Here is a 25,765-nt window from a genome sequence, read left to right on the forward strand (position 1 = left end):
ATTCCGCGTTTGCGCTTCAAGTACCGGTTTCGGTTTGTGACGTTTCGATCCTGTACTTGTCGGTCAGGTTGTATAGGGTTGGCCGGGTGATTCCGAGCAACCGGGAGGCCTGAGCCATATTAAAATTGCAGGATCTCAATGCCTGAATAATAGCTTGCCGCTCGGCGATTTCACGTACCTGGCGCAGATTGAGCTGGTTGCCAGTTACGGTCCCGTCACAGGAAAGCTCCAGGTCCTCGGCGGTGACGCGCTTTCCGTCGGCCATGATGGTCGCGCGCTTCACTTTGTTGATCATCTCGCGGACGTTACCCGGCCAGCTATAGCTGCTGATGGCGTTGACGGCATCCTCAGCGAAAGAGAGGTTAGGGCGGTCGAGTTCCTTGCCCAGAGTCTTGAGAAGCGATTGTGCGATGACAAGGGCGTCCCCATCACGTTCCCGAACAGATGGAACATCAAGCGTAATTTCGCTGATGCGGTAATAGAGATCTTCGCGGAAGTCTCCGGCATCGATCAGGTCTTTGACGTTGCGGTGGGTGGCGCATACCACTCTCACGTCGACTGGGATTGGTTGAACGGAGCCGACGCGATCAACCATGCGTTCCTGCAGAAAGCGCAGTAGTTTGGCCTGGAGCGCCATGGGCATATCCCCGATTTCGTCCAGGAACAGCGTGCCCCCATTGGCACTCTCTATCTTGCCCTTTTTGCTTTGAGTGGCCCCGGTAAAGGCCCCTTTCTCATAGCCGAAGAGTTCACTTTCGAGCAGGTTTTCGGGAATCGCAGCACAGTTGATGGCGGCAAATGGTTTACCGGCTCGGGGACTGAGGTCGTGAAGGGCGCGGGCCAGTAGCTCCTTGCCAGTACCGGTTTCCCCGGTGATCAGAGTAGTAACATCTGTCGGGGCAACTTTCTCAAGCGTACGGCAAATACCAAGCATCTGGGGACTGGCTGCTACGATGCCTTTGATATTGGTGCCATTGCCCTGGCGAGCCAACGCCTGGTTTTCTCGCTCAAGCTCTGCGAGCCGGAAAGCGCGATTGACCACAAAGGTGAGAATGTCGGCATCCAGAGGTTTCTGGTAAAAGTCAGACGCGCCCATTCCGATGGCTTTGACGGCGTTTTCCTTATCCTCCCGTCCGGTCACGACGATTACTTTGGTCATCGGCGACAATCGGAGGATGTCTTCTAACAGGGCAAAACCTTCAGTGGCACCGCCGGGATCTGGCGGCAAACCTAAATCCAGTGTAACAACGTCAGGTTCTTCACGTCTCAAGGCGGCTAGCGCAGAGTCTCTGTCAGACGCGACGGCCACTTCCAGATCTTCACTGAAGCACCACCTCATCTGACTCTGCAGGCCGGGATCATCCTCTACAATCAGGAGTCGTCTAGTCACAACAGCAACATGTCCCTTGTTTGTATTTTTTACAGCGTCGGGATCTTCCATCCCGATCCTTCCATAGCTAAATTCTCAACTGAACATTGACACTTTGCAATGCTTTGATCATGAGAAGTTTAGAATAGACAGTTAATTGACGCCTTCTTTGGGCTGGGGAGTGTCAGAAACTGAACTATTTGTCGGTTCTTTGGCCAACTCTGCAATCAGAGGGATGCGGACCGAGAAGCATGAGCCCACGCCAGGCTCGCTGGTAACGTCAATATTGCCGCCCAGCTTCTGGATGTATTCCCGTGCCTGATAGGCGCCAATGCCCATACCGGTAAGCCCTTTTGTGCTCTCAAACGGTTTGAACAACTGCGTACTGATGAACTCCTCGGTCATTCCCGAACCGGTATCCTGAATAAACAGCACCACACTGCCACGTGTGTTTTTGATTGTCAGGGTGATCTCGCCGTCTGCCGGTGTCGCATCCTGCGCATTCTGAATCAGGTGTCCGAGGACACTTCTGAGCTGCTCTGCATCTGCTTTGACAACCATAGACTCTGCAGTTCCCTCAAACTGTGGCGGCGGTTGTTGTCGGCCGTAATGCTCAACAAGCTGAGCCACCATGGCTGCAAGGTCTATAGGCGTGCAGGTGTCAGTATCATCGCGGGAGGGCTTGCGTATATGATCGACCAGGTTCGACATTTTTCGCACGGCGTGTTCGGTGGTGTTGATCATATCGTCAATGAACGCCGGGTTGTTTCGATGTTTGGGCGCGTTTTTGACGAGAAGAGAGAGCTGTGCGATCACGGTTTTCAGGTCGTGGACCATGAAGGCCGAGGCCTTGCTAACAGCTTCAAACTGCATGGCACGAGACAGCCGGTTCTGTGCGTCGGCCTGGGCCAGAAGGTTGCAAGCCTGGCGAGCAACAACCTTGATCAGGTCGAAGTTTTCCCAGTTCAATTCGACCCGTGCGTACGGGTTACCGACCATGGCAATGCCATAGAGCTCGTTGTCCAGAAACAGGGGAATAATCAGCCACGCATCGGGCGTCTGGGAGATGGCGTCGGGAATTTCGACCAGGTTGTAGCTGACCGGGTCATTGCGGTACTCATGAAGATTGATAATCCACTCACGGTCGCGGAAAAAACGGACCAACTCTGCGTCCTCATCAATCATGGTGTACTTGGGCATGGTGAGGTTGATTGATGAATTTAGGCTGTAGCTGTTCTGATCATTTTTGAGCCAAAGCGCCCCGGCGTTGCTTTCTACAAGTGCGGCCAGAATCCGGATAACCCGCTGGGGTAACGGGGGCTCCTGGCTCAGGTCCGAAAGCTCCCGGGTCATTTTCAGCCATTCTTCCCGGTAATCGTATTTGTAATCGAAAAAGTTCTGGCTGATCAAAACCATCAACTTCGCACGAATTCGGCGGGATACCAGCAGCGTGACCAGGAAGGTCAGGGAAATAGTCAGAAACAGCACTTGGAGAGCTTCGCCCCAATCCCCGCCGAGTGCGCGCACATAGTAGCCGCCGATTGAGAGGAAGAGCAGGTAGCCACCCGCAAAGACGAGTGTTCCCGCGTGGAAGACGGCCGAACGGGATAGCTGAAAATCGACGGGTTGTTTGCGGGTATTGATCACGTTCACTGCAAACAGTGGTACCAGCAAGGCATTCACCAGGCCTCGCGCATTCCAGAACGAATCGGCAATCTCGCCAAAGAGCAGGGCGTCGGCATACATGAAGAAATCAAAGGCGAAGATGGTCGCGATGCCGATGCAGATGTATTTAAGGCTGGACCTTCCGAATCCCGGATGGTTACGCCAGATTTGTTCGACCAGAGACAGGGCAAGCAGTGAAAGCGCGATCTGCCCCAACACTTTGGTTTTGCCGTCGAGGACCGACAAACCCGCAAAGTATTCAAGCAAACCGAAGGTGACCAGAAGTACAAGCAGGGCCACCGCAGAAGTGCCAAGCACTCTCTTTAGACGACCGGTAATGTTGCCCTGGCGAAAGGAGTCCCTGAGCATGGCGAAGAGCAGGGTGATCCACGATGCGTCGCGCAGCAGTTCAAGAAAATATCGGATGAAGAAACCGGGGAAGTCCCAAAGCGTCTGGGTGACGAGTGCCGAGGCCCAAATGGTCGTTACCAATGCAGACAAAAAGAGCGCCCGATCTACGTCGCGCCTGAGATATCGGGTGGCTACCAGCACCGACAGCAGCGCAAACATGATGGCTGCAGCGGCGTGGCTGATGAGGCTGAAATCGCTGAGCATCCCTTGCTACCTGCGTCTTCTCCGGGGCTTGTGGACCGCTGAACGCGGGCCTCACACCGGCTTTTTGTTGTCCCGGTAAAACCGGAAGATTTCCATGAGCGGTCGTTTGGGTTCGAAATCAAACTCTCGAGCGAACGCTCTGCCGTCTATAACGACAGGATACTTGAAAAAGGCCATCAGATACGATGGAAAACTTCTCAGCTTCAGAGTGTTAAGAATAAATTTTGGCACTGCCGGCGGAATTGATGGTATCGGGATTCGTCGGCAACCACACAGTTTCAGCGCGTGCTGATACGCAACCCAGTCCTGAGGTGCGACATTGAACACACCGCGCACAGGCTTGTTGTAGGCGAGCACAATGGCGTCTGACATGTCGTCAATGTGGATGAACTGCATCATTGGAGAGAATCCTGCCAACACCGGTGCGCGTTCACTGGCAAGCAGTGTGCTCATGGTGTTTCGCACGCCCGGGCCTACGATGTTGCAGGGGCGCAGGATCGTAATGTTGAGGTCCGGGTAGCGCCAGAGGTATATATTGGCGAGGTTTTCCAGTTCCACCGAATCGACCAGATCAGCGCTCAGGCCGACGCTCTTGAGTGGGGCGGATTCATCGATGAGGGCCGGGTTGTAGGCAACGGCACCATAGACGTGAAACGTGGAGAGTACGACAACTCTTTTGATGCCGTACTTGTGGCTCAGATCCAGAAGCTTCTGTGTGCCGAGAACATTGGCGTTATAGCGTCTCATGCGAGTCAGTTCGCTGGACATGATGCGGCCCAGGTGAATCACGCCATCAAACTGGTAGCGCCGGAAAAGGTCCTCGAATACCCGCTTGGTGAAGTCGATCCGGTAGCTCGGAATATCATCGCCCAGATAGACCTGCTCTCGAAAATCTACTGCGACCAGGTCGCAAGTATCCCTGAGCTGGCTGATGACTTTCTGGGCCAGGGCACCCGCAGCGCCTGTTACAAGAATGTGGGGTCTACGTTGTTGCGTCATCAGAACAGCCTTTTCCTTTCGCTGAGTCCCTTGTCAATCAGACGGTTAATTTCGGCCTTAACCATTTCAACCCGTTCCGTTACCTGTTCCTCTGGAATTTCCAGATCATCGAAATGCATGGGATCACCAAAGTTGAGATGGACCTTGGCTGGGAACACGACCGGGAGTGCGACGGGGGCGTAGGGAATGCCGAGGGCTTTGGCGAGCGGTTTGATGTTTGCAATCGCAGGAATGGTTTCCTCGCACCCGACCACGCCGACCGGAACAATCGGGGCGTTATATTTCATTGCCAGGTGCATGAAGCCATTTCCGAACCGCTTGAGTTCGTAGCGGTCGTGATAGAGCTTCCCGGAGCCGCGCACACCTTCGGGGAATACGATCACCGCTTCATCATTGGCCAGCATCTTGGCGCAGTTCACAGGGTCACCCAGTACCGCTCCAACTTCGTTGAGGAGATTGCCCAGCCAGGGGACGGTTGGGAAGAAGCGTTCGATCATTGCTCTGGGAATTCGGGGGTCTTTTTTTCGTGAGGCCAGGGCGTAGCCGATCAGCAGGCCGTCGATCGGGAGCTGACCGCTGTGGTTTGCAATGATCAGAACCGGTCCATCGGCGGGGATCTTTTCAACGCCGTGAGCGGATACCCGGAAGTATTTCTCGTAAATCTGTTTGGTCAATGAAAAACCGTATTTGACCGCATCGGCATTAAACCCCCATGGGTCGTAGCCCAATGTGCCTATTGGCTTGCGAATGCGGTTGATGTGTTGGTCCAGTTCCGCTGGAACCAACTTGGATTTCAGAAACGTTCCCAGACTCATGAGCTTTCCTGTTTGAAAAGGCGAGATTAGTAGTCGAATGTCTTGCGCCCGATAAACACCCCGAGGGTGTGACTTTGGCCTTCATTAAGCACGCGATAGTCGCTCGCGGCATTGGCGGTTTCGACACATAGCATGGATTTCCAGCCAGTATCCGGAAAATCAGAGAGCCTTGCTGCTTTTTCCGGCCCCGGGTTCCAGACCACAATTGAGTCGCTGCCGACGGATGTCAGGGTGCGGCCACCTGTCGGCGTCATGATGGTGAGTGGCTCATGGGATTCATAGATGCGATCCGTTTCACCGTGGAAATAGACGGGACCCTCCTGCGCTCGGTACTCCCAGTTGTCGAGCGTATCAATATAATGGCTGTCGCCAAGCCCGAGCACACGGGTTCTCTCGATATCCGTCGTCGGAAGGTAGGTGTGGAGAGCCTGGCTGAAGGCGAGGGGTGCAGACGATAGGTTGGTTGTTGTCAGGGCTATCTGGCATCCCCTCACCGAAAACACAAAGGTAACCAGGGCAAGGGCATGGCCATTCCAGGCGTCGGCGAAATCCTCATTGGCATCCAGCGAGAGGCTGATTTCCACTTCGTGAGCGCTCTCCCGGACATCTTCCAGTTTCCAGAGCGCGGTTCTCGCGAAACCGTGGGCGCTGTCGGTGGAAATACGCTTGCGTACCTCCGGTGCGTTTCGGGCCGGGTCACCGAACCACGGCCAGCAAATGGGAATGCCGCCGCGTATGGCGCGGCCTGGCTCGAATCGCGCGGTGTTGCTCAGCCAGAGCCAGTCGGCATGATCCTGGGGCGCAAAATGGGTTAGATGCGCACCTTGCAGGAACAGCGTTGCCCGAAACAGCGGGTGATGTATTTCAAGGGCTTCCAGTTGCCCAATGGTTTTCCAGCGCGTAAAGGACCATTGGCCCGGAGTGATGGAAAGCGGCGGTCTGTTACTGCTCTCAGACATGATGTGACGGTAGCTTGGCCTGGGTTAAGTGTATCTGCCTATACGTAAAGAGTAATTTAAAACTGCCTGCCCGGCGAGGAATGCGCATAAAATACTCGCAATTCTTTCAGGAGATTTGCTGTGGACGCACAGGTTGTTACCCCTCTTCATGCCGGATTGCCCGAAGGCGAGCCTCGTTCGCAGAACAGTACGGACGTTGTTGATGGCTGTATTGACTCTATCGCATCAGCGCTGAGCGAGTACGGCTGGTTGACGCTTGATGCCGGGGAGTTGCTGGGCCACGCCTTGTTGCGTGAGTTGGCTCATGAAGTGCGAATTCTGGATAAAACTGACAACCTCAAAAAGGCGGGTGTCGGAAGGGGGAGTGATCACCTTAAGGATCGCTCGGTGCGTCGGGACAAGATTGCCTGGTTGCAGGGGGAAACGGTGCCGCAGCAGGCATTGTTTTCCGTTCTGGAAGAGCTGCAGCGGAGTCTGAACCGCCGTCTGTTTCTGGGGTTGAACCGGTTTGAGGCTCACTATGCCACTTTCCATTCAGGTGATTTCTACCGTAAACACTTGGACAGCTTCCGTGGAAGGGCCTCGCGGGTAGTGAGCCTCGTGCTGTATCTCAATGATGACTGGAACGCCGGCGACGGCGGTGCCCTTCAGGTGTTTAACCGTGACAACGACAATGAAGTGTGCGGCGTTGTGACCCCGGAAATGGGGCGAATGGTGGTGTTTCTGAGTGAGGAAGTGCCGCATGAAGTGCTGCCGGCAAACCGCACGCGTTACAGCCTGGCCTGCTGGTTCCGCCAGGATGAGGTGCCTTTGCCGCTCTGAGGTCATCTCCTCAAAATGAATGAGGGGATTTCTCGTTGTAGTCCGTAAACCCTTTTGTTAATATGCGCGCCGCTTTCAGGGGAAATCCCCGGAAACGCCGTTATGGTGGCCCCATTGGTGCCCCCGCAACATGAAACCGTGAACCCGGTCAGGCCCGGAAGGGAGCAGCCGCAGCGGTGGAATTGTGTGCCGGGGTGTCGCTGATGGGGTCACCCCCAGATTTTCCTCTTTCTCCCTGTTATTTCTCGATTTTCTACTCTTTTTCCTGACAATTCCGGAATCATCTTAGCTTCTTATCAAAGCGGGTCCATGCTATGGTTAAGCCCGTTTTTCACAGCAGTTGGCGGAACATGAGCTACCAGGTACTTGCCCGTAAATGGCGCCCCCGGACCTTCGAGGATATGGTGGGGCAGGAACACGTTCTCCAGGCGTTGATTCACGCTCTGGAGCACCAGCGACTGCATCATGCCTACCTGTTCACCGGAACCCGCGGCGTGGGTAAGACCACGATTGGCAGACTGTTGGCCAGATGCCTGAATTGCGAGACCGGCATCACGCCAACGCCCTGCGGTGAATGTTCCAGTTGCAAGGAGATTCAGGAAGGTCGGTTTGTTGACCTGATCGAAATCGACGCCGCATCCCGCACGGGTGTGGACGACATGCGAGAGCTGACGGACAACGTTCAATATGCGCCGACCCGTGGTCGATATAAGGTGTACCTCATCGATGAGGTGCACATGCTCACCAATCAGTCGTTTAACGCCTTCCTGAAGACCCTTGAGGAGCCGCCTGAACACGTCAAGTTCCTGCTGGCGACAACGGATCCCCAGAAGCTGCCTGTCACGGTTCTTTCCCGCTGCCTTCAGTTCAATCTGAAACGAATGACCCCGGAGCACATTGCGGGGCACTTGCAGCACGTGCTGACCCAGGAGGAGATCCCGTTTGAGGAGCCGGCCTTGTGGTTACTCGCCCGCGCGGCGGACGGCAGTATGCGGGACGCGCTGAGTCTGACCGATCAGGCGATTGCCTTCGGGAATCAGAAACTGGCGGCCAGTGATGTCAGCAGCATGCTGGGTACGATTGATCAGCGAGACATCGAACGACTCGTCAATTCACTGGTCGAAAGGGACGGTCCGGGATTGCTGGCGGAAATTGGCCGTATCTCCGACTTTGCACCGGACTACGGCGTGATACTCGCGGACCTTCTATCCCTGTTCCACCGCGTCACGATGGAGCAGGTGGTTCCGGGTAGTGCAGATAACGCCCTCGGGGATGCAGCGCAGGTAAAGGCGCTGGCCCGAAAGCTTAGTGCGGAAGACGCACAGCTCTTCTACCAGGCCGCCCTGATGGGGCGCAAGGATCTGGCAGTCACCCCGGACGCCCGTATGGGGTTTGAAATGACGTTGTTGCGGATGCTGGCGTTCCGTCCGGGAACGGATCGTCGTGAGCCACCCGTTGTCAGTTCCGCAAACGGCTCGGGCGGCAGAGATTCCGGGGATGATCCTGAACCTGCGCCCTCGGTAACCCGAGAAACAGCGCCTGCCATAGAATCGCCTGCCGAGCCGGTTCAATCCGAGGATGGTCCGGAGACCGGTGCCAGTGAACAAGCCACTGAGCCCTCTGCATCGGAACCGGAGCTCGAAAAGGACGAACAGGACGACGCGCCCTTCTTTACCGACACGCCTCCGGTGCCCGAAATCGAGCCTCAGGCCGAGTCCGGGCCGCCGCCGGAAGAGCAGGTTGCTCCCGCGCCCCAGCCAGAACCCGAGCCTAAGCCAGAACCAGAATCTGCGAACCTGGCGCCAGAGGCCTCTGGAGCGGCTCCAGAGTTGGAGCCGCCGAACGTTGAATCAGTCGCGCCTGTCATTGACCAGTCGTTGCCCGTAGAAGAGCAGCATGATGGCTTCAGCTGGGAGCGGGACTTCCGCTCTCTGGGCATTGTGGGCATGCCTGGTAACCTGGCGAGCCATGGCTCGATGACGTGGGATAACGATACGGTCGTGCTGACAATCGACGAAGGTCATGCCCGGCTGCTTAATGCCCGGCATGAAGAAAAAATTCTGGCCGGCTTGAGAAATCGTTTCGGCGACACTACTCAGTTAAGGATAGAGCAGGGCGAAACCGGCCCGCATACACCGGCAGCGTTCGAAGAGCGTCAAAGGGTGGCGCGTCAACAGGCTGCCGAGGATTCGATCCGCCAGGACCCAGTGGTGCAATCGATCGTTGAACGATTTGAGGCACGGGTAGTCGAAGACAGTATCCGGCCAATAGAGACAAGCAGGAGATAATTGCATGATGAACAACATGGGCGATCTGATGAAAAAAGCCCAGAAAATGCAGGAAGAGATGCAAAAGGCCCAGGAAGAAATTGCCAAGGCCGAGGTGACCGGGGAGTCCGGCGCCGGGTTGGTGAAAGTCACCATGAATGGGCGTCACGATGTCCGGAAGGTCGAGATTGATCCATCCCTGATGACCGAAGACAAGGAAATCCTGGAAGACCTTCTTGCGGCAGCGGTCAATGATGCGGTCCGCCGGGTTGAAAGCAACCAGAAGGACAAGATGTCCGGCATGATGTCGGGAATGGGCATGCCTCCCGGCTTCAAAATGCCATTCTGAGGTAAAACACCCGGTAAGCAGTAAGGATCCCTCATGGCGTTTAGCCCCCTGGTTGACGAGTTGGTTGAATCTCTTCGGTGTTTGCCCGGTGTCGGGCAGAAGACCGCTCAGCGCATGGCATTCCATCTCCTGGAGCGAGGCCGTTCTGGTGGCTCCAGGCTGTCTGAGGCACTCGGCAAGGCAATGACAGGCGTTCGCCGCTGTGACCGGTGCCAGAATTTCGCGGATACTGACCTATGTGGCATCTGCGAGAACCCTCAACGCACCAACGGCACCATCTGCGTCGTTGAGAGTCCGTCCGACCTGCTGGCTATTGAGCAGGCAGGGGATTACCGGGGTGGGTATTTTGTCCTGATGGGACACCTCTCGCCGATTGATGGTGTCGGGCCCGAGGAAATTGGTATCGAACGGCTGCTGGATCGCATTCAGCAGGAGGGTGTCAGCGAATTGATCCTTGCCACCAATCCCACGGTGGAAGGCGAAGCGACCGCCCATTATATTGCCGACCGTCTGGACGGGCGAGGTATATTGATCACCCGGCTGGCTCACGGAATCCCGGTGGGCGGTGAGCTCGGGTATGTCGATGGCTTTACCCTCACTCATGCGTTCCGCGGACGCAAGCCGCTCAGCGATTAACCCCTTCAAGCAGGATGCTTTATGGCGCCTTCCATCCCGGCAGTTGATGTTCCTCCGGTTCCTGAAATCATTCTCTGGATCGATACCCCTGAAGATCTGGACCGTTGGCTCGCAGACGCCGCTGGTAAACTGCTGTCACTGGATACCGAGTTTGAACGGGTCAATACCTTTTACCCGATTCCTGGCTTGGTTCAGCTGGGTCTGGCCGGAGAGTTCCGGTTGGTCGATCCGTCCGTAGCGGAGGCATCGGAGCGGTTTCGGGAGCTGCTTGGCGATCCGGACACGACCAAACTGCTCTACGCCATGAGCGAGGATCTCGAACTGTTTCGGCATTGGCTGGACATTGATCTGAAAGGTGTCCTTGATCTTCAGATAGGCGCTGCCCTGGCGGGTGAGGGCTTCTCTCTGGGGTATGCCCGTATTGTTGAGGCTTTGTTTGGCGTTGTGCTGGACAAATCGGCGACGCGTTCCGATTGGTTGGCCAGACCCCTGTCCGATGCTCAACAGCATTATGCCGTGGAAGACATCCGGTTTCTCGAACCGATGTACGCACGAATCCTTTCCAGTTTGCGCGAAAAAGCTCTGGAAGGGGCATTTGTCGAAGAATCTGCGCGTTTCGCCAACGAACTGGCCCATCAGGAAAGCCCCGCCGAACACTACCTGAAACTGCGCGGTGGCTGGACGCTGACACCGCAGCAACAGAGTGTTCTGAAGGAGCTGGTGCAGTGGCGAGAACACGAGTGCGCCAGACGAGACAAACCCAGGAACCGGATACTAGCCGATGCACTGCTGATCGCTATCGCCGATCGTCTCCCGGAATCCTTGGCACAGCTCAGGAATATTCAAGGGGTGCCATCAGGGGTTGTCAGGCATCACGGCCAGGCATTGCTAGACCTTGTTGAGACTGGTTGTCACGCTGATAATTCCGGGATGACATTGATCTCGCCGCCCCTGACAAGGGATCAGCAGGGTCAGTTCAAGAGCCTCAAGAAGATTATAAGAAAAATGTCGGAACACTTTGATATTCCGATGGAAATACTTGCGCCACGAAAGCGGTTGGAGAAAGCGATCCAGCAACGCAGTCTGGCAAACCAGGAGTTTTTCACCGGGTGGCGGGCGAACATCCTGGCGCCGGTGCATGCTGAGATTGAGGAATTGTTGAAATCATGACTGAACGCCAGTTCGTATCCGTTTTTCGCAGTAGCAAGAAAAACGACACCTACATCTACGTCCGCCGCGGGCAGAATTGGGAGGATTTGCCGGAGGCTCTCCGGGGCATCTTCGGGCAACCTGTGCACGCCATGGATCTGATTATGACACCGGATCGCAAACTCGCGAGAACCACCGGAAAACAAGTTCTGGAAGCGATTGAAGAAAAGGACTTCTATCTTCAGATGCCGGAAGAGCAGGATAGCTACATTGTCGAGTTCCAACGCAAACTGGATCAGCGCAAACAATGATTGCCCAGATTCCGTTCTGGCAGAGAAAGCGTCTGGACGAGATGACACCCGCGGAATGGGAATCGCTTTGCGACGGTTGTGGTAAGTGTTGCCTCAACAAGCTGGAAGATGAGGACACAGGCGAGGTCTACAACACCGATCTGGTCTGTCGATATATGGATGAAGCGACCTGTCGATGCACGGTGTACTCTGACCGGCTCAAGAAAGTTCCCGGCTGCACGGTACTGACGCCAGATACCGTTACCGACTACCATTGGTTGCCGTTGACCTGTGCCTATCGGACCCTCGCAGAGGGGCGGCCGCTGGCGGAATGGCATCCACTGGTGAGTGGCGACCCAGAGTCGGTTCACCGGGCTGGCGTTTCCATTCGTGACAAGGTGATTTCGGAAGACCGCGTCGCGGAAGAAGACTGGGAAGAACATATCATTCACTGGATTTTGTAATGATCGATACTGATGCACAACTGGCTTACGGCATTTCCTGGGCGGCTTACGCGGTTGCCTTCATTGTGTTTTTCTACATGATGAAGCGGCTGTTCCGCATCTTGCCGTTGTATGGACTCCGGACGTTACTGTTGGCTGCTCTGGTGGTTCTCTTTCTAACCCCGGTGGAGTCTCCTGATGTAGCGGGCTGGTGGGTGCCTGCGTGGCTGTTCGGAGGCTACGAAATGATTCTTGGGGATGCTGATGCCGCTGGCCGGGCGCTGTTTAACCTGGGCATCGCCGGTTTGGTGATGGTACTGGTCTGGATTCTGGACCTGGTGAGGTATCGGCTGGTGAGCCGCTAGTTGGACAGCCTTCATGACGTTAAGGATCTAACAGGAATGGTGATGCGACGTTTCTTCGTAATACTGACGCTGACGTTTGCACTGACTCCGGGAATTCTCCTGGCTCAGTCGGCAACCGATTTGGCGCTCCCGGAGCAGTCTGATGTCCGTATCATCGTGGATATCTCGGGTTCGATGAAGGACACAGATCCGAACAATCTCCGGCAACCTGCCGTCAGGCTTCTCGCCCGAATGCTGCCGGAGGGTACCACGGCCGGTGTGTGGACCTTTGGTCAGTATGTGAACATGTTGGTCCCCCACCGGGAGGTTGACGACCCATGGCGCGAGAGCGCCATCATTGAATCTGCGAAGATCAACTCGGTCGCACTCAGAACGAACCTTGGAAAGGCGATCGAAGTCGCCAGCGACGACTATTTCACCAAGGGAAAGCTTGATAACACGCACTTTATTCTGCTTACAGATGGCAATGTGGACATCTCCGACAATTCAGCCGCCAACCGCGAAGAGGAAGCGCGCATCCTCAACGAGGTGGTTCCCGGATTGATTGCCAGAGGCGCAACGTTTCATCCGGTTGCACTCTCTGACCAGGCTGACGCGAATTTTCTTAAACAGCTGGCTGACAGGTCCGGCGGCCGGTTTCAGGTTGCCGCCAATGCGGATGCGCTGAGCCGGGCGTTTCTTGAGGCCCTCAATGCCGCAGTGCCCCAGGAACAGATCCCTCTGGAGGGTAATACCTTTACCGTTGATGGCGGCGTGGAGGAATTTACCGCGCTGGTTTTCTGGGGGCAGGATGAAACCCGCGACACCCGAGAGATGGCACTGATCGAGCCTGACGGCACCACATACACGGTCGATTCATCGGCTGACAAGGTTCGTTGGGCCCGCGAATCCGGTTATGACCTGGTGACGATCAATAAGCCGGCCTCAGGGACCTGGAGCATCGAGGGTGAGTTGGGAGAGGGCAGTCGTGTCACGGTTGTCAGCGATCTCAGAATGGTTGTGAGCCCGCTGCCACCAAACTTTTCAGAAGAGAATCCGGTTGAACTGAGCGTCGCCTTTTTTGAGGAGAACGAAAAGATTACCAGCCCGGATTTTCTGGGCGTTATCAACGTCAGCCTGACGATTACCGCCGAGGATGGTCGCAGCGGTTCCAAGGCATTGTCTGATGGTGTGCCACCCGAAGACGGTGTCTATACCGACACCATTGCCAAGCTCCCGGCAGCGGGTCTTTATAAGATTGACGTCATCGCCGATGGCAAAACCTTCGCCCGCAAATTCAGCACAACCACGGGCTTCACGGTTCCAGAGGCGGCTTCGGAGGTTTCCCCTGCGGTAGTCGATCCGGTTGATGAGGAGCCTGTTGCCGAGGAGCCCGCTGTTGAGCAACCACCAGAGCCCGAACCGGAAATACCGGCCCCGATTGATGTGTCTCAAGTAGAGGAAGCGGTGGAGCAACCCGCGACGCCTGAGCAGGAAGAGCCTGCGGCCTCCGAAGAGGATGAAAAGGCTGCCTCTGAATTACCATTCCCACTCTGGGTCCCTATTGCTGCCGGAGGCGTCCTGCTGACCCTCGTGGTGGTCTGGTTTGCATTGAAACAACGTAAATCCAGAGCCGAGGCGCAGGAAAAAGCCGCTGCTGACCGCGAGACAGTAGAGGATCTGGAGGAGGAGCTTCCAACAATCGACGAGGAAGTCCCAGAAGACCTTGTCGAGCCAGAGCCACAACCTGAGTCTGAACCAGAACCGGAGATGGACGTGGTTACCGAGGAGAAGGCAGTTCCCGAGGCTTTACCGGAAGAGGGCGATGAATCCGATCTGGAAGCCGTCTTTGATGAGGTGGAAGAAGAGATTCCCGTTGCCGATTCGGTCGTAGAGCCCGAACCGGAGGTGGTTGAAGAGGATATTCCTGAGTTGGAACCGGAGGCAACTGACGAGCCCGAAGATGCTTCAGAGGCCGATATGGGCGGGGATGAAGAAGAGTTCGGACTGGAAGACTTTGATCTCTCTGAATTTGATGACCTGCCAGACTATGAAGAAGATGACGGGAATGCGGATAAAAAAGCTGCAACCGATCAGACGAACCCGAAAGACCAGAAAAAGTAACGAACAGGAACGTGACAGATGAAGTTTACCGGTACCGATAAGTACGTAGCCACCGATGACCTGCAGATGGCCGTTAACGCGGCGATCGCTCTGCAACGCCCGCTGCTGATCAAGGGGGAACCCGGAACCGGCAAGACCCTGCTGGCAGAGGAAATGGCGGCTGCCCTCGGCATGAAGCTGATCCCCTGGCACATCAAGTCGACCACCAAGGCCCACCAGGGGCTTTACGAATATGATGCGGTCTCCCGTCTGCGGGACTCGCAGCTTGGTGATGAGAAGGTCAAGGACATCCGGAACTACATCGTCAAGGGTAAGCTTTGGGAAGCCTTCGAAGCGGATGAGCAGGTCGTGCTGCTGATTGATGAGATCGACAAAGCGGATATCGAATTCCCGAACGACCTGCTGCTGGAACTGGATCGGATGGAGTTCTTCGTTTACGAGACCCAGGAATTCGTTAAGGCGCACAAGCGGCCTATCGTTGTTATTACCAGTAACAACGAGAAAGAACTACCGGATGCCTTTCTGCGCCGTTGCTTTTTCCACTACATCAGCTTCCCCGATCATGACACCATGAAGGATATCGTGGACGTCCACTTCCCCGGCCTGCAGCAGGAAATTGTTCGCGATGCACTGGAAGTGTTTTTCGATGTGCGTAAGGTGCCGGGCTTGAAGAAAAAGCCGTCCACGTCTGAACTGATTGACTGGCTGAAGCTTCTCATGGCGGACGAGCTATCAGCCAAAATGCTCCAGGAAAAGGATTCCAGCACAGCGCTGCCACCGCTTTACGGTGCTCTGGTCAAGAATGAGCAGGACGTTCACCTCCTGCAGAAACTGGCGTTCATGACGCGGCGTCGTAGCTGATATCCGGCAAGAGTTGCATTGATATGCTGATTGATTTTTTTCTTGAAGTGCGGCGGGCAAAGGTGCCTGCCAGTCTGCGCGAATTTCTGGATTTGCTTGAAGCGCTCAGGAACCGGCTGGCATTTGCAGACATGGAAGAGTTCTATTACCTGGCCCGCTTGTGCCTGGTGAAGGACGAGCGCCACTTCGACAAGTTTGACCGTGCGTTCAAAGCTTACTTCGAGGGCATCGAGAACCTTGATGATCTGATGGAAGCGCTGATTCCGGATGATTGGCTCAGAGCCGAATTCGAAAAGCATCTGTCGGAAGAGGACAAGGCGAAGATTGATTCACTCGGCGGTCTTGAAGAGCTGATCGAAACTTTCAAGAAGCGCATGGAGGAGCAGAAAGAGCGCCATGCGGGCGGGAACAAGTGGATTGGTACCGGGGGAACCTCACCATTCGGTGCCAATGGCTATAACCCGGAAGGCTTCCGTATCGGGCAAAAAGACGGCCGGCAGGGAAGAGCCGTCAAGGTTTGGGAGAAGCGCCAGTACAAGGATCTGGACGACGGTATCACCCTCGGGATACGAAATATCAAGGTGGCGTTGCGTCGGTTGCGAAAATTTGCCCGCCAGGGGGCAGCCGATCAGCTCGATATGGATGACACCATTCGGTCCACCGCCAGGAATGCCGGATACCTGGACCTGAAGATGGTTCCTGAGCGCCACAACGCGGTCAAGGTGTTGATCTTTTTCGACGTAGGTGGATCCATGGATCCTCATATCCGGGTTTGTGAGGAGCTTTTCTCTGCCGCGCGGCTTGAGTTCAAGCATATGGAGTATTTCTACTTCCACAACTTCATTTATGAAAGCGTCTGGACAAATAATATTCGGCGGATGAACGAAACCACCAGCACGTGGGATATACTGCACAAATATACGCCAGACTATAAAGTGATCTTCGTCGGTGACGCCACCATGGCACCCTATGAAATCAGCCACCCGGGCGGCTCGATTGAGCACTGGAATGAGGAGGCTGGCGCAACCTGGTTTGAGCGGGTAACGGACCATTTTCGCAAGGTTGTCTGGCTCAACCCTCTGCCAGAGAGCTACTGGGGGACCGGAGGTTCACTGGGAATGACCCGCCAATTGGTTAACGATCATATGTATCCGCTTACCATTGAAGGCATGGAAGCTGCGATGAAGCAGCTCAGCAAATAAAAAAAGCCGATGCGGTTGAGGGCATCGGCAAAGCTCGGCATATCAAACGGGGTTGCCGGTCTATGGGCTACCCCGCCAAGCATTTACAAGCAATAACAAGGCCATTGCAAGAAAACGCATGTAAAACAGTCTATTACATGCTCGTTTGAGTGGTCGTCTCAGACTTGATCTGACACTTTGTCACTTCCGTGTCAAATTACTCGACACATTCCCGATCCTTCCAAGCGCTTTTTCATTTGGTGACCTGGATACCGTTCTTGCGAGTTACCAAGTGTTACTCTTCCTGTCGTCTTGTTACATAAGATTGCTCTGTGCACGCACAGGCAGGAGGCAGTTTACCCCCATGTTAACCCCTGCACGACTGGCCCAGTATGTCTTGCCGCTGATGGTATTGGGCTCTACCCAGCTCATGGCGTCGACAGCTGTCGACCAGCAGATCGAACAGTTGCGAGCCAGAGTCTCTGCGCATTCAGTCGAGGTTAACCGCTTTGAGCAGGAGCTTTTGCACCCCGTTGACACGAGAGTGGCAGTTTTTCTGACACTAGCGGGCAGAAATGGGTTGGAGGTCGACGCTGTGGAGTTGTTTATTGATGGTCAGCCTGTTGCCTCCCATCTTTATTCAAAGCGGGAACGGAATGCTCTGGAGCGAGGCGGCGTACAGCAGCTATTTACCGGCAACCTGAGTAACGGTGGCCATGAAATTAAGGCTGTAATTTCAGTAAGAACCGCTAAAGATCAGTTCATTCGACGCGAGAGTGTGCACCGCTTTACCAAAAGTACGGGCACTCACCGCTTACAACTCGCGCTCGACGCACACGCCCCTGATTACGAACCCGATGTAACGATCACAGAGTGGAAGTAGATCATGACAGGGTTGTTCCATTCCTGGGTAAGTGCTCCGGCTATCAAAATCTTCCTGTTGATTGCGTTGTTCTGCGACCCTGCAAAGGCAACATCACCGACCGTGCCTGAAGAGTTGTCCGAGGGGGTCGTCCGTTTTGCACTTGCAACCGGTGATATCACAGCGGCTTTACCGCTGCAGGACCGTTTGAAAGGGGATTCCGCAGACTATCTCCGGGGAAGGCTGTTGCTTGAGAGCGGGAATGTCCAGCAAGGCCTGGATACGCTTGTTCAAGTAGCTCAGGGCCGCTACCACCGTGGGGAGGCTGCTCTGATGGTTGCTAGACACTACGGTGCTGAAGGTGACGCTGACGAGTCACGAAACTGGTATCAGGTCGCAGCGAAAAACGGCTTCGGTGAAACCCGGCAGAAGGCCCGCTTTGCGTTGGCTGAGCTACAACGGCATGCAGGGAGGCTCGATGCGGCGGGTAAGACGCTTGCTGGAATGGATGAGGGCTACTGGACGGCGGTGGGTTATCTGAACCTTGCCACCGACTTCGCGCGTACGGACCTTAACCCTTCTCGCGCACTGGTTTCCTTGCGCGTCGCATTGGCCATGTGCGAGACGGATACCAATAGAGAGCGTTCGAAAGAGTTGAAAAGCCGCTTGCTGGTCAGAGCGGGGCAGTTGGCATACGCCCACGAGGACTACGACAAGGCCATCGGCTTTCTCAAGAAAGTCTCCCTGGACAGTTATCGGACCCCTCAGGCGCTGTATCTGCACGGCTTGGCATTGTCTGAACAGGGGAACTACCGGGCAGCCATGCAGAGCTGGCATCGCGCAAAGAAGTATCCGCTGGCCTATCCCGGGGTGGAGGATGCCTGGCTGGGAATGGGGCGCGGATATGATCTGGCGGGGTACCTTGGCCAGGCCGGCGAGGCCTTCCTGGCGGCCAGCGCCGCCTATGAGGGCGAGCGGGCCACACTGCGTGAGCTGGAAAAACGCATACGGGAGGCGGGGGCCTACAAGTCTCTTGTAGACGATGCGCGAAACGCGGATCTTGAATGGTTCCTTGCGGACAGCCGAACCCTGACGCAGCCACGCCTGGCTTACCTCCTCGGCCTGATTGAGAACCCGGTAACGCAGCGGGCGGTTGCGCGCGTGGCAGAACTGGAGGAGATGATCGCCAGCCTGGAGCAACAGGAGCGGGATCTCACCGTGTTTATGGCAGCGCTAGGAAACAAACCATCGAGCGATACCCAAGGGCGCTCTAAACAACTGTCTGCAGATCAGGATGCGCTGACGAACGCCGTTGCAGCGCTTTCCGGACCCAATATTTCTCCGGCCCAGAAACGCCATATTCGGGAGCTTCGCGATGCCCTGAATGCCAGCGGCTCGGTACTTGAACGTCTGAGCAACGTGGGCGGTGGTAACAATCAGAGGCAGCCACGGAAACGTCAGGCTGAACGGTTACGAAAGCAGACCCAATCGCTTCTCGTTGAGGTAAGAGCCGTCAGGGATGAGGCTGGCAAAGCGCTTGACCGTCTGGCACTCGAGTTCATAGAGCAAGAGGACCAGCGTATGGCCTTTGCTCTGGATAAAACGGAGCAGCAGATCGCCCATCTCTATGAGTATCTCGCGCTGAAGAAACTGGACGGAGGCAAACCATGAATCGGATGCGCTTTGCCATTTTCGCCATGGTCTGTGCCACCCCCTTGCTGGTGCAAACGAGTTTGGCGCAAGAGAGCTTTCAGGTTGAGTTGGGGAAAGACGGCGAAACGATTGAGGACATGCGCCCGGTTTTTCTCACCTTCGAAGCCCGTCCATTGCCCGCCATATCGCCGACGGAAGTGGCTCGCCGCTATCAGCGGCTGTTTGATGCATCCGATGAGCCTGAAGTTCGAATTGATGCGCTCAATCGCCTGAGTAACATCCAGGACGTATCTGGAGAAGACGTTGGCTTTTCGGCGGATCAGGAAGCCAGGGTCTATCAGCAGGCTCTGGAGAGTTACGAGAGTATCCTCACTCGAGGTTCCTACTCTGGAAAGCTTGATGAGCTGTTGTATCAGATGGCGCGGGCTCATGCCCTGACAGGGGAATCCGAGAAATCCATTGATCGCCTGGAGCAACTGGTCGGCCTATACCCTGACTCATCCTTGGTGCCCGAGGCTCATTTCCGCATTGCTGAATCAGAGTTTGCGTCGGGAGAATACTTCCAGGCAGAGGCCGCTTACCTGGCGGCGATCGAGGCTGCCGAGAATCCCGAGCTGACGCGGAAAGCCCGTTACATGCTTGGCTGGAGTCAGTTCAAACAAGGTGAGTCAGCGTGGAGCAGAGCCGGCAAGACCTTCTACACCGTGCTGGATTCGCTTTTACCGGATCCGCAATCGGTCAACGCCCTCAGCGACACCGAGGTGGATCTGATTGACGACGCTCTGCGAATCGTAGCGACCATGGCGGCGCGGCAGGGCGGCACCGACACCCTGGTGCAATGGCTGGGGGACGGGAATGAGCGCGCATGGACATACCTGGCATTTGATCGGCTGGCGGACTATTACGCAGCCAATGGTGCGTTCGAGCAAAGTGTTCAAACCAACAGGGCGTTTGTGGATTTTTCCCCGGAGCATGCCGCCAAGCCATTGTTCATGGTCCAGATAGCGGACGTTTGGCGGATGGTGGGGGATGCGGCCAAGGTTCGGCGCGCCCACGCGGATTATGTCGCCATGTTCGCGACGGATACGGCATTCATCCAATTGCCCCCCGAGGAACAGCAACGGTGGCGATCAGTCAGCCGGGAACTGGCGGACTACTACTATCATTCTGGTTCCGGACTGAAAGAGCAGGCTGGAGCCCGGGCGGAGTCCGCATTCGCGACAGCTGCTGGCTACTACCGTGCACTCGGGGATCGGCAGGATCGGCCGGGTGAGGTTTTGCGATTGGCCGGAGACGCTTACCTGCAAGCCGGCGACATACAAAATGCCCTTCAAAGCTTTCAACAGGCAGCTTACGACACCGCCGATTACGGTGAAGCGGCCGACTCTGGCTGGGCTGCTATCACGGTATTGAGACAGCAGTGGCTTGAAGGTGAGGGTGCTGCTACTGATCGCTTGACAGGATTAACGTCGGAAGCCGACCGGTTTGCCGGCAAATTCCCTGAAGACTCCCGGGTGTCGGGTCTTATGGCCGATCTGGCAGGAAAGTGGCTGGAAGCTGGTGACCGGGAGCAAGCGCTCAAGTACGCACAAACAGTGCTCACCAACCCAAGGGCAACACCCTCCACCCGGTATTCAGCGTGGGTGGTCACCGGGCGTGGGCGGCAGCAACTCGGAGAGTTTGGGCTGGCCGAACGAGCATGGAAGCATGCACTGGATCTGACTGCAGATCCCGCTGTGCCCGACGAGATCGCCGGGACCGATGATACGATTCGTTCCCAGCTCGCAACCGCCATATATCGCCAGGGTGAGAATGCCGCGGCAGCTGGGAATGCCGCCGCTGCGGTTGCTCATTTCCGTCGCGTCGGTCCGGTTGTTCCGGGGTCTGATATAGCTATCAAAGCACAGTTTGATGCCGGTAATACCCTGTTAAAAGCCGGGGAATACGCTCTGGCCATACCGGAGCTCGAAGCCTTTCGTCGCGATTACCCCAGCAATCCGTTGGCCTCCGAAATCAGTGAAAAACTTGTCCATGCGTATGTGTCATCCGATCAGCCAGCAGCGGCAGCGCAGGAATTGCTCGACCGGGCAAAGAACAGTCCCGATCCATGGCCGTTGAAACTCCGAGCCGCGGGACTCTTCCACGAAGCAGGAAGCATACCGAGGCGAAATCAGGTCTATGCGGCCTATCTTGATACTCAGCCCGCGGCTACCAGCGCCGCAGAACACATAGAGCTACAGACCCTGAGGCACAGACTTTTAATCACGGTTGAGGCGCCGGAACCCTATCGTCAGGCGTTGCTGAGTCAGGAGATGGACAGCCGTTGGCATTCAGACCAAACCCTGGCCTGGGCGGCGCGTCAGTCGCTGATACTTGGCGCGAAGGCGGCTGCATCCTTCGCAACAATCCGTCTCGGCCAGCCGTTGGCAGAATCATTGAGTGCGAAACAGGTGGCGCTTGAAAAGGCGCGCAAATATTTTCTTGATGCCGAAGCTCTGGCCGGGGACGCAGTGCTTTCTGAATCCCTCTACCGTCGGGCGGAATTGTATCGAGCCTTGGCGACGGACCTGATGAATTCAACGGTTCCGGGCGAGCTGAATGAGCTCGAGGCGATGCAGTATCAGATGTTACTTGAGGAAGAAGCGTTTCCGTTCGAGGAAAAAGCCATCCGCCTTCACGCGGACAATCATCGGAGGATTACATCCAGTGGCTATGACGCCTGGATCGGAAAGAGCCTTGATGTATTGGCAACCCTGAATCCGGGCAGGTACGACCGCTCTGTACGCTGGATGAGTTGGGCAAATGATGAGGAGGGCGACGATGCTGGCTAAACGACTCTATCGGGTAAGCCTGTTTATTCTCCTGACGGCCTGGTTGGCTGCATGTTCTACGCGATCGGCTGTTGAGCAGCCGGCGCCCCGGGCGGTGGCCGAGGACCCGGTATTGGCAGCAAAGCTATCCCTTAAAGGGCAAAAAGCCTATGAAGCCGGGCGAAAGGTGGCTGCCTTGAAAGCCTGGGAGCAGGCGGTGACACTGAATCCTAAGGACGCAGCTACGATCAACAACCTTGCTCTTCTCTATGCAGAGGATAAACAGTTCAGCAAGGCCGTTGAGTTACTGAAAACCGGCCTTGAGCATTCTCCCGACGTCGCGCAGCTGCATTTCAATCTTGCCGTGATCAGTGAACTCTATTTGCTGGATCTGGGCACGGCGCTTGAACATTACAAGCGATACGAGGAGCTCGCGGAATCAGAAGACAGCAGGGTAGCCGGTTGGATAGCCGACCTCGAACGGAGGGTTGACTGAATGCGTGTGCGCGGAATCCGGTTTGTCATCCTGAAACTGTGTTTGCTCGTCAGCATTCTCGGCGTTTCCGGGGCCGTTTGGGCGTCCTCTGAGAATGGAGCGGGCTCGAGAGGGGGGCACCTTGGCGTTGCGGGTTTGTCCGATACGGCAGGCGATGACGAGCCCCGCGTTCTCTATATCCTTCCATGGAAGCCGCCCACGCTGCCCAGACGCCAGCGGGCGGAGCTGGAAAGTGCCGCACCCAATCTGGAACAGACGCTGGATCCTCGTGTCATTGAGCGCCACCGTCTGTTCCGCAATACCCTTGATCCCCTGACTCTGAGTCCCAACCGGGACCAGGGCTCGATGTAGAAGGAAAACGGAGAAATAACATGCTGGATACGACCATTCGGTTTTTTCAGGAAGGCGGGCCTTTCATGTACCCCATCGCGGTTGTTCTGGCGATCGGACTCGCGATCACGGTGGAAAGGTTTTTTTACCTGGGCTCTGTGCGCCGTCGCAACCGGGTTGCCTTTGAAAAGGGCATTCTGCCGTTGCTTGAGAAACGGGACTACGAACGAGCGATGAAAGCTGCCACCAGCTCCAACAGCGCCATTGCGTCCGTCATGGGAGCCGGACTTGGCCGACTTCTTTCTAACAGTCGCCGAGAGGATATCGAATACGCGATGGAGGAGGGGCTGATGGAAGTGCTTCCTCGTCTTGAGAAGCGAACCCAGTACCTGGCGACGCTTGCCAATATCGCCACGCTCCTGGGGCTGCTCGGAACGATCATTGGCCTGATAGCGGCGTTCACTGCCGTAGCAGCGGCAGATCCGGCTCAGAAAGCCAGCCTGCTCTCAGAGAGTATCTCGGTGGCTATGAACACAACGGCGTTTGGGTTGATGTCGGCGATACCCCTGTTGATGTTCCATGCCGTGTTGCAAACCAGAACCAACGAGATCGTCGACAGCTTTGAGATGGCCGGGGTGAAGTTACTCAACATCGTGACTGAGCCGGCGGGGCGGGCAGCAGCCTGACCCTTCCAGTCCAAGAAAGCCCAGGAACGAATTGGAGAGTGATAGATGCGCCGTCGACATCGTAGACAATCCGTCTCGCCGGATCTGGATATCACCGCATTCATGAATTTGATGATCGTCCTCGTACCGGTTCTGCTGCTGGGGATGGTATTCAGTCAGATCAAGATGATCGAGCTCAACTTCCCGGGGGAGTCAGCCGGCAGCAGTGCCAAAAACGAGCAACTCAACCTGGTGGTGACGCTGCTGCCCGCCGGAATGGAAGTAGCTGATAGCAAGCGGGGGCTGCTCCGGGTTTTGCCAGCTCTTGATAGAGGTCAGGACTATACCGCGCTTCGGGAGGTGTTGCGTGGCATCAAGACTCGGTACCCCGACAAGACCGAAGTGATTCTGGAAGTCGGCCCCGACGTGGATTACCAGACTCTGGTTACCACGATGGATACGGTTCGATCCTATCCGGCGGTCGTTGCGGCCAGTGTGGTTGAAGGTGAACTGTTTCCCGACGTCTCTCTGATGAACGCCGCCGATGACCGCGTCCTTGCGGAGGCGCCCCCCGTTGAGAATGAGGAGGGCGCATGAAAACGTCTCGTAAATCCAGGCGTATACAACGCCATTATGGACGAATGCATCGGGCTGGCGGTCTGAACCTGGTGTCCTTGATGGATATCTTTACCATTCTGGTGTTCTTCCTGATGGTGAATTCCTCCGATGTAAAGGTGATGCAGAACAACTCTGACGTTACCTTGCCGACGTCTACGGCCGATCAGGCAGCGAAGGAGAACCTTACGGTGCAGGTTGTGGACGGTGCCGTGCTCGTTCAGGGGCGGGAAGTGGCCCGAATCGACGCGATCAACGCCGATGACACGACGGTTGCCGGGCTGTCGGAAGAGCTGGCCTACCGTCGTAGCCAATGGACAGACGTTCCAGAGGCGGGGCTGGAGGTGACGGTCATGGCTGATCGCGATACCGATTACCGGTTACTGAGGAAGATTATGCAGACCTGCGTCGACGAGCACTTCCGACAAGTACGACTGGCGGTGGAATCGGAGGTCCGCAATGGCTAGTTCGCAGGTTGTACCTGAGTACGGTGTGGCCTTACCGTGGTCATCGGGCACGAGGGAGAACCGGTGGTTCGGCGTTATCCTTGGGCTTACACTCGTTCTTTTTTCAGTGCCCGCCTTGCTGATTCCGTTGTTTGACCTGCCCGAACAGGCGCGGTCCGAGGCGGAAAAGATTCCTCCGCAGTTGGCGAAACTGGTGCAGCGGCCTGCTCCGGTTAAAGCTGAGCCCGAGCCTGTTGCCGAGGGACCTGAAGAAGCTCCGGAACCTGTTAAAAAAACACAAGAATCCAAGAAACCCAAGCTTGTAAAACCGAAAACGGAACGACCGAAGGCGCCACCAGAGCAAACTGTCGAAGCGGCGAGGGAAAAAGCCTCTCGCTCGGGGCTGCTGGCCATGAAAAGCCAGTTGGCGGCACTACGGGAACCGGAACCGACACAGACGCAACGCTTTGTGGCCAACGTTGACGCCGGCGCTGCCGACGTCGGCAAGGGAGCAGCGTCGAGCCAGGGGGCCAACGTGCTGCGGGGTAGTGGTGGAGTGTCTGAGGTGGCAGTACCGGATTCCAACGTCGACGTTGCATCCCACGAGGTAAAGACAGTGAGCGCCCCGGTGAGTGCTTCGGGGCAAGTGGCTGCAGCTGTAACACCGGCCGCCGCTGGGGAGAGTGCTCAGGAAGGCACTGCCGAGCGGGCGATGAGCAACATTCGTAGTGTATTTGATGCTCAGAAAACGGCGCTGTATTCCCTGTACCGTAGAGAGTTGAGGCAGGATCCAACGCTTGAGGGGAAGGTAATGCTCGAGTTGGTTATCGAGCCCGATGGCACGGTCTCGGCTTGCAGGGTGGTTAGCTCCGAACTGTCGAACCCGACGCTAGAGCAGCGGATTGTCATGCGGGTGCGTCTGTTTGATTTTGGGGCAGAAAATGTCGAGACGCGCAAAGTCCGGTTCCCGATTGATTTCCTGCCCGGTTAAGAGATAGGG

25 protein-coding genes and 1 other RNA gene are annotated in these 25,765 nt (G+C 56.0%); 21 read left to right on the top strand and 5 right to left on the bottom strand.

Features of this window, described 5'->3' with window-relative positions:
• Window positions 1-16 precede the first annotated feature (16 nt).
• The 5 genes from prsR to D777_RS03520 all read right to left on the bottom strand — a co-directional run bounded on the left by prsR (window position 17) and on the right by D777_RS03520 (window position 6,422).
• On the bottom strand, window positions 17-1,390 hold the full coding sequence (prsR, locus tag D777_RS03500) for a PEP-CTERM-box response regulator transcription factor (RefSeq protein WP_036129574.1): 1,374 nt from the start codon (window positions 1,388-1,390) through the stop codon (window positions 17-19).
• 132 nt (window positions 1,391-1,522) lie between these two features.
• Entirely contained in the window at window positions 1,523-3,649 is a 2,127-nt protein-coding gene (gene prsK / locus D777_RS03505) for an XrtA/PEP-CTERM system histidine kinase PrsK (RefSeq protein ID WP_036128774.1), read from the bottom strand.
• Between the two features lie 51 nt (window positions 3,650-3,700).
• A complete protein-coding gene (locus D777_RS03510) occupies window positions 3,701-4,648 on the bottom strand; it encodes an SDR family oxidoreductase (protein ID WP_036128776.1) in 948 nt (315 codons plus the stop codon).
• Window positions 4,648-5,463, bottom strand: coding sequence for a lysophospholipid acyltransferase family protein (locus D777_RS03515; RefSeq protein ID WP_036128777.1), 816 nt, complete (start codon window positions 5,461-5,463; stop codon window positions 4,648-4,650). Before D777_RS03515 ends, D777_RS03510 begins: the two co-directional genes overlap by 1 nt.
• A 26-nt stretch (window positions 5,464-5,489) precedes the next feature.
• Window positions 5,490-6,422 carry a D-hexose-6-phosphate mutarotase gene (locus tag D777_RS03520; protein ID WP_036128780.1) on the bottom strand — a complete coding sequence of 311 codons (933 nt, stop codon included), beginning with the start codon at window positions 6,420-6,422 and terminating at the stop codon, window positions 5,490-5,492.
• A 156-nt stretch (window positions 6,423-6,578) separates the two neighbouring features.
• Between D777_RS03520 and D777_RS03525 the strand changes: the two genes are divergently transcribed.
• The 21 genes from D777_RS03525 (at window position 6,579) to D777_RS03620 (ending at window position 25,756) form a co-directional block, all read left to right on the top strand.
• Window positions 6,579-7,244, top strand: coding sequence for a 2OG-Fe(II) oxygenase (locus D777_RS03525; protein WP_036129575.1), 666 nt, complete (start codon window positions 6,579-6,581; stop codon window positions 7,242-7,244).
• A 112-nt stretch (window positions 7,245-7,356) separates the two neighbouring features.
• Window positions 7,357-7,453, top strand: an RNA gene (gene ffs / locus D777_RS17740) — signal recognition particle sRNA small type.
• Window positions 7,454-7,594: 141 nt separating this feature from the next.
• The gene (gene dnaX / locus D777_RS03530; protein WP_036129576.1) at window positions 7,595-9,532 is read left to right on the top strand and encodes a DNA polymerase III subunit gamma/tau; all 1,938 of its coding nucleotides are present in this window, start codon (window positions 7,595-7,597) and stop codon (window positions 9,530-9,532) included.
• A gap of 4 nt (window positions 9,533-9,536) precedes the next feature.
• Window positions 9,537-9,860 (top strand): YbaB/EbfC family nucleoid-associated protein, encoded by a 324-nt coding sequence (locus D777_RS03535; protein WP_036128782.1) that lies wholly within the window; start codon window positions 9,537-9,539, stop codon window positions 9,858-9,860.
• A 33-nt stretch (window positions 9,861-9,893) separates the two neighbouring features.
• On the top strand, window positions 9,894-10,496 hold the full coding sequence (gene recR, locus D777_RS03540; protein ID WP_036128785.1) for a recombination mediator RecR: 603 nt from the start codon (window positions 9,894-9,896) through the stop codon (window positions 10,494-10,496).
• A gap of 21 nt (window positions 10,497-10,517) precedes the next feature.
• Window positions 10,518-11,666, top strand: a complete 1,149-nt coding sequence (locus D777_RS03545) for a ribonuclease D (RefSeq protein WP_036128787.1) — start codon at window positions 10,518-10,520, stop codon at window positions 11,664-11,666.
• Window positions 11,663-11,956: a YcgL domain-containing protein gene (locus tag D777_RS03550; protein WP_036128789.1), complete on the top strand. Its 294-nt coding sequence runs from the start codon at window positions 11,663-11,665 to the stop codon at window positions 11,954-11,956. Before D777_RS03545 ends, D777_RS03550 begins: the two co-directional genes overlap by 4 nt.
• Complete coding sequence (locus D777_RS03555; RefSeq protein WP_036128790.1) at window positions 11,953-12,399, top strand: YcgN family cysteine cluster protein; 447 nt, start codon at window positions 11,953-11,955, stop codon at window positions 12,397-12,399. Before D777_RS03550 ends, D777_RS03555 begins: the two co-directional genes overlap by 4 nt.
• Window positions 12,399-12,743, top strand: a complete 345-nt coding sequence (locus tag D777_RS03560) for a hypothetical protein (RefSeq protein ID WP_036128793.1) — start codon at window positions 12,399-12,401, stop codon at window positions 12,741-12,743. Before D777_RS03555 ends, D777_RS03560 begins: the two co-directional genes overlap by 1 nt.
• A gap of 42 nt (window positions 12,744-12,785) precedes the next feature.
• Window positions 12,786-14,846, top strand: a complete 2,061-nt coding sequence (locus D777_RS03565) for a VWA domain-containing protein (protein ID WP_036129577.1) — start codon at window positions 12,786-12,788, stop codon at window positions 14,844-14,846.
• A gap of 18 nt (window positions 14,847-14,864) precedes the next feature.
• On the top strand, window positions 14,865-15,707 hold the full coding sequence (locus D777_RS03570) for an AAA family ATPase (protein WP_036128795.1): 843 nt from the start codon (window positions 14,865-14,867) through the stop codon (window positions 15,705-15,707).
• Window positions 15,708-15,730: 23 nt separating this feature from the next.
• On the top strand, window positions 15,731-16,909 hold the full coding sequence (locus D777_RS03575; RefSeq protein WP_036128797.1) for a vWA domain-containing protein: 1,179 nt from the start codon (window positions 15,731-15,733) through the stop codon (window positions 16,907-16,909).
• A gap of 343 nt (window positions 16,910-17,252) precedes the next feature.
• On the top strand, window positions 17,253-17,771 hold the full coding sequence (locus D777_RS03580; RefSeq protein ID WP_227501655.1) for a hypothetical protein: 519 nt from the start codon (window positions 17,253-17,255) through the stop codon (window positions 17,769-17,771).
• A gap of 3 nt (window positions 17,772-17,774) precedes the next feature.
• Window positions 17,775-19,421, top strand: coding sequence for a tetratricopeptide repeat protein (locus D777_RS03585; RefSeq protein ID WP_051668930.1), 1,647 nt, complete (start codon window positions 17,775-17,777; stop codon window positions 19,419-19,421).
• Complete coding sequence (locus tag D777_RS03590; protein WP_036128799.1) at window positions 19,418-22,234, top strand: tetratricopeptide repeat protein; 2,817 nt, start codon at window positions 19,418-19,420, stop codon at window positions 22,232-22,234. Before D777_RS03585 ends, D777_RS03590 begins: the two co-directional genes overlap by 4 nt.
• Window positions 22,224-22,709 carry a tetratricopeptide repeat protein gene (locus D777_RS03595; protein ID WP_051668931.1) on the top strand — a complete coding sequence of 162 codons (486 nt, stop codon included), beginning with the start codon at window positions 22,224-22,226 and terminating at the stop codon, window positions 22,707-22,709. The genes D777_RS03590 and D777_RS03595 overlap by 11 nt, the downstream gene beginning before the upstream one ends.
• The gene (locus D777_RS03600) at window positions 22,710-23,060 is read left to right on the top strand and encodes a hypothetical protein (protein WP_051668932.1); all 351 of its coding nucleotides are present in this window, start codon (window positions 22,710-22,712) and stop codon (window positions 23,058-23,060) included. It abuts the gene before it with no gap.
• Between the two features lie 20 nt (window positions 23,061-23,080).
• On the top strand, window positions 23,081-23,725 hold the full coding sequence (locus D777_RS03605; RefSeq protein ID WP_036128803.1) for a MotA/TolQ/ExbB proton channel family protein: 645 nt from the start codon (window positions 23,081-23,083) through the stop codon (window positions 23,723-23,725).
• A gap of 45 nt (window positions 23,726-23,770) precedes the next feature.
• Window positions 23,771-24,301 carry an ExbD/TolR family protein gene (locus tag D777_RS03610; protein WP_036128804.1) on the top strand — a complete coding sequence of 177 codons (531 nt, stop codon included), beginning with the start codon at window positions 23,771-23,773 and terminating at the stop codon, window positions 24,299-24,301.
• Window positions 24,298-24,786 (top strand): ExbD/TolR family protein, encoded by a 489-nt coding sequence (locus D777_RS03615; RefSeq protein ID WP_036128806.1) that lies wholly within the window; start codon window positions 24,298-24,300, stop codon window positions 24,784-24,786. The genes D777_RS03610 and D777_RS03615 overlap by 4 nt, the downstream gene beginning before the upstream one ends.
• The gene (locus D777_RS03620; protein ID WP_036128809.1) at window positions 24,779-25,756 is read left to right on the top strand and encodes an AgmX/PglI C-terminal domain-containing protein; all 978 of its coding nucleotides are present in this window, start codon (window positions 24,779-24,781) and stop codon (window positions 25,754-25,756) included. Before D777_RS03615 ends, D777_RS03620 begins: the two co-directional genes overlap by 8 nt.
• The last annotated feature ends 9 nt before the right edge of the window (window positions 25,757-25,765 follow it).

The sequence above is a fragment of the Marinobacter nitratireducens genome (assembly GCF_000708045.1).
GTDB lineage: Bacteria > Pseudomonadota > Gammaproteobacteria > Pseudomonadales > Oleiphilaceae > Marinobacter > Marinobacter nitratireducens.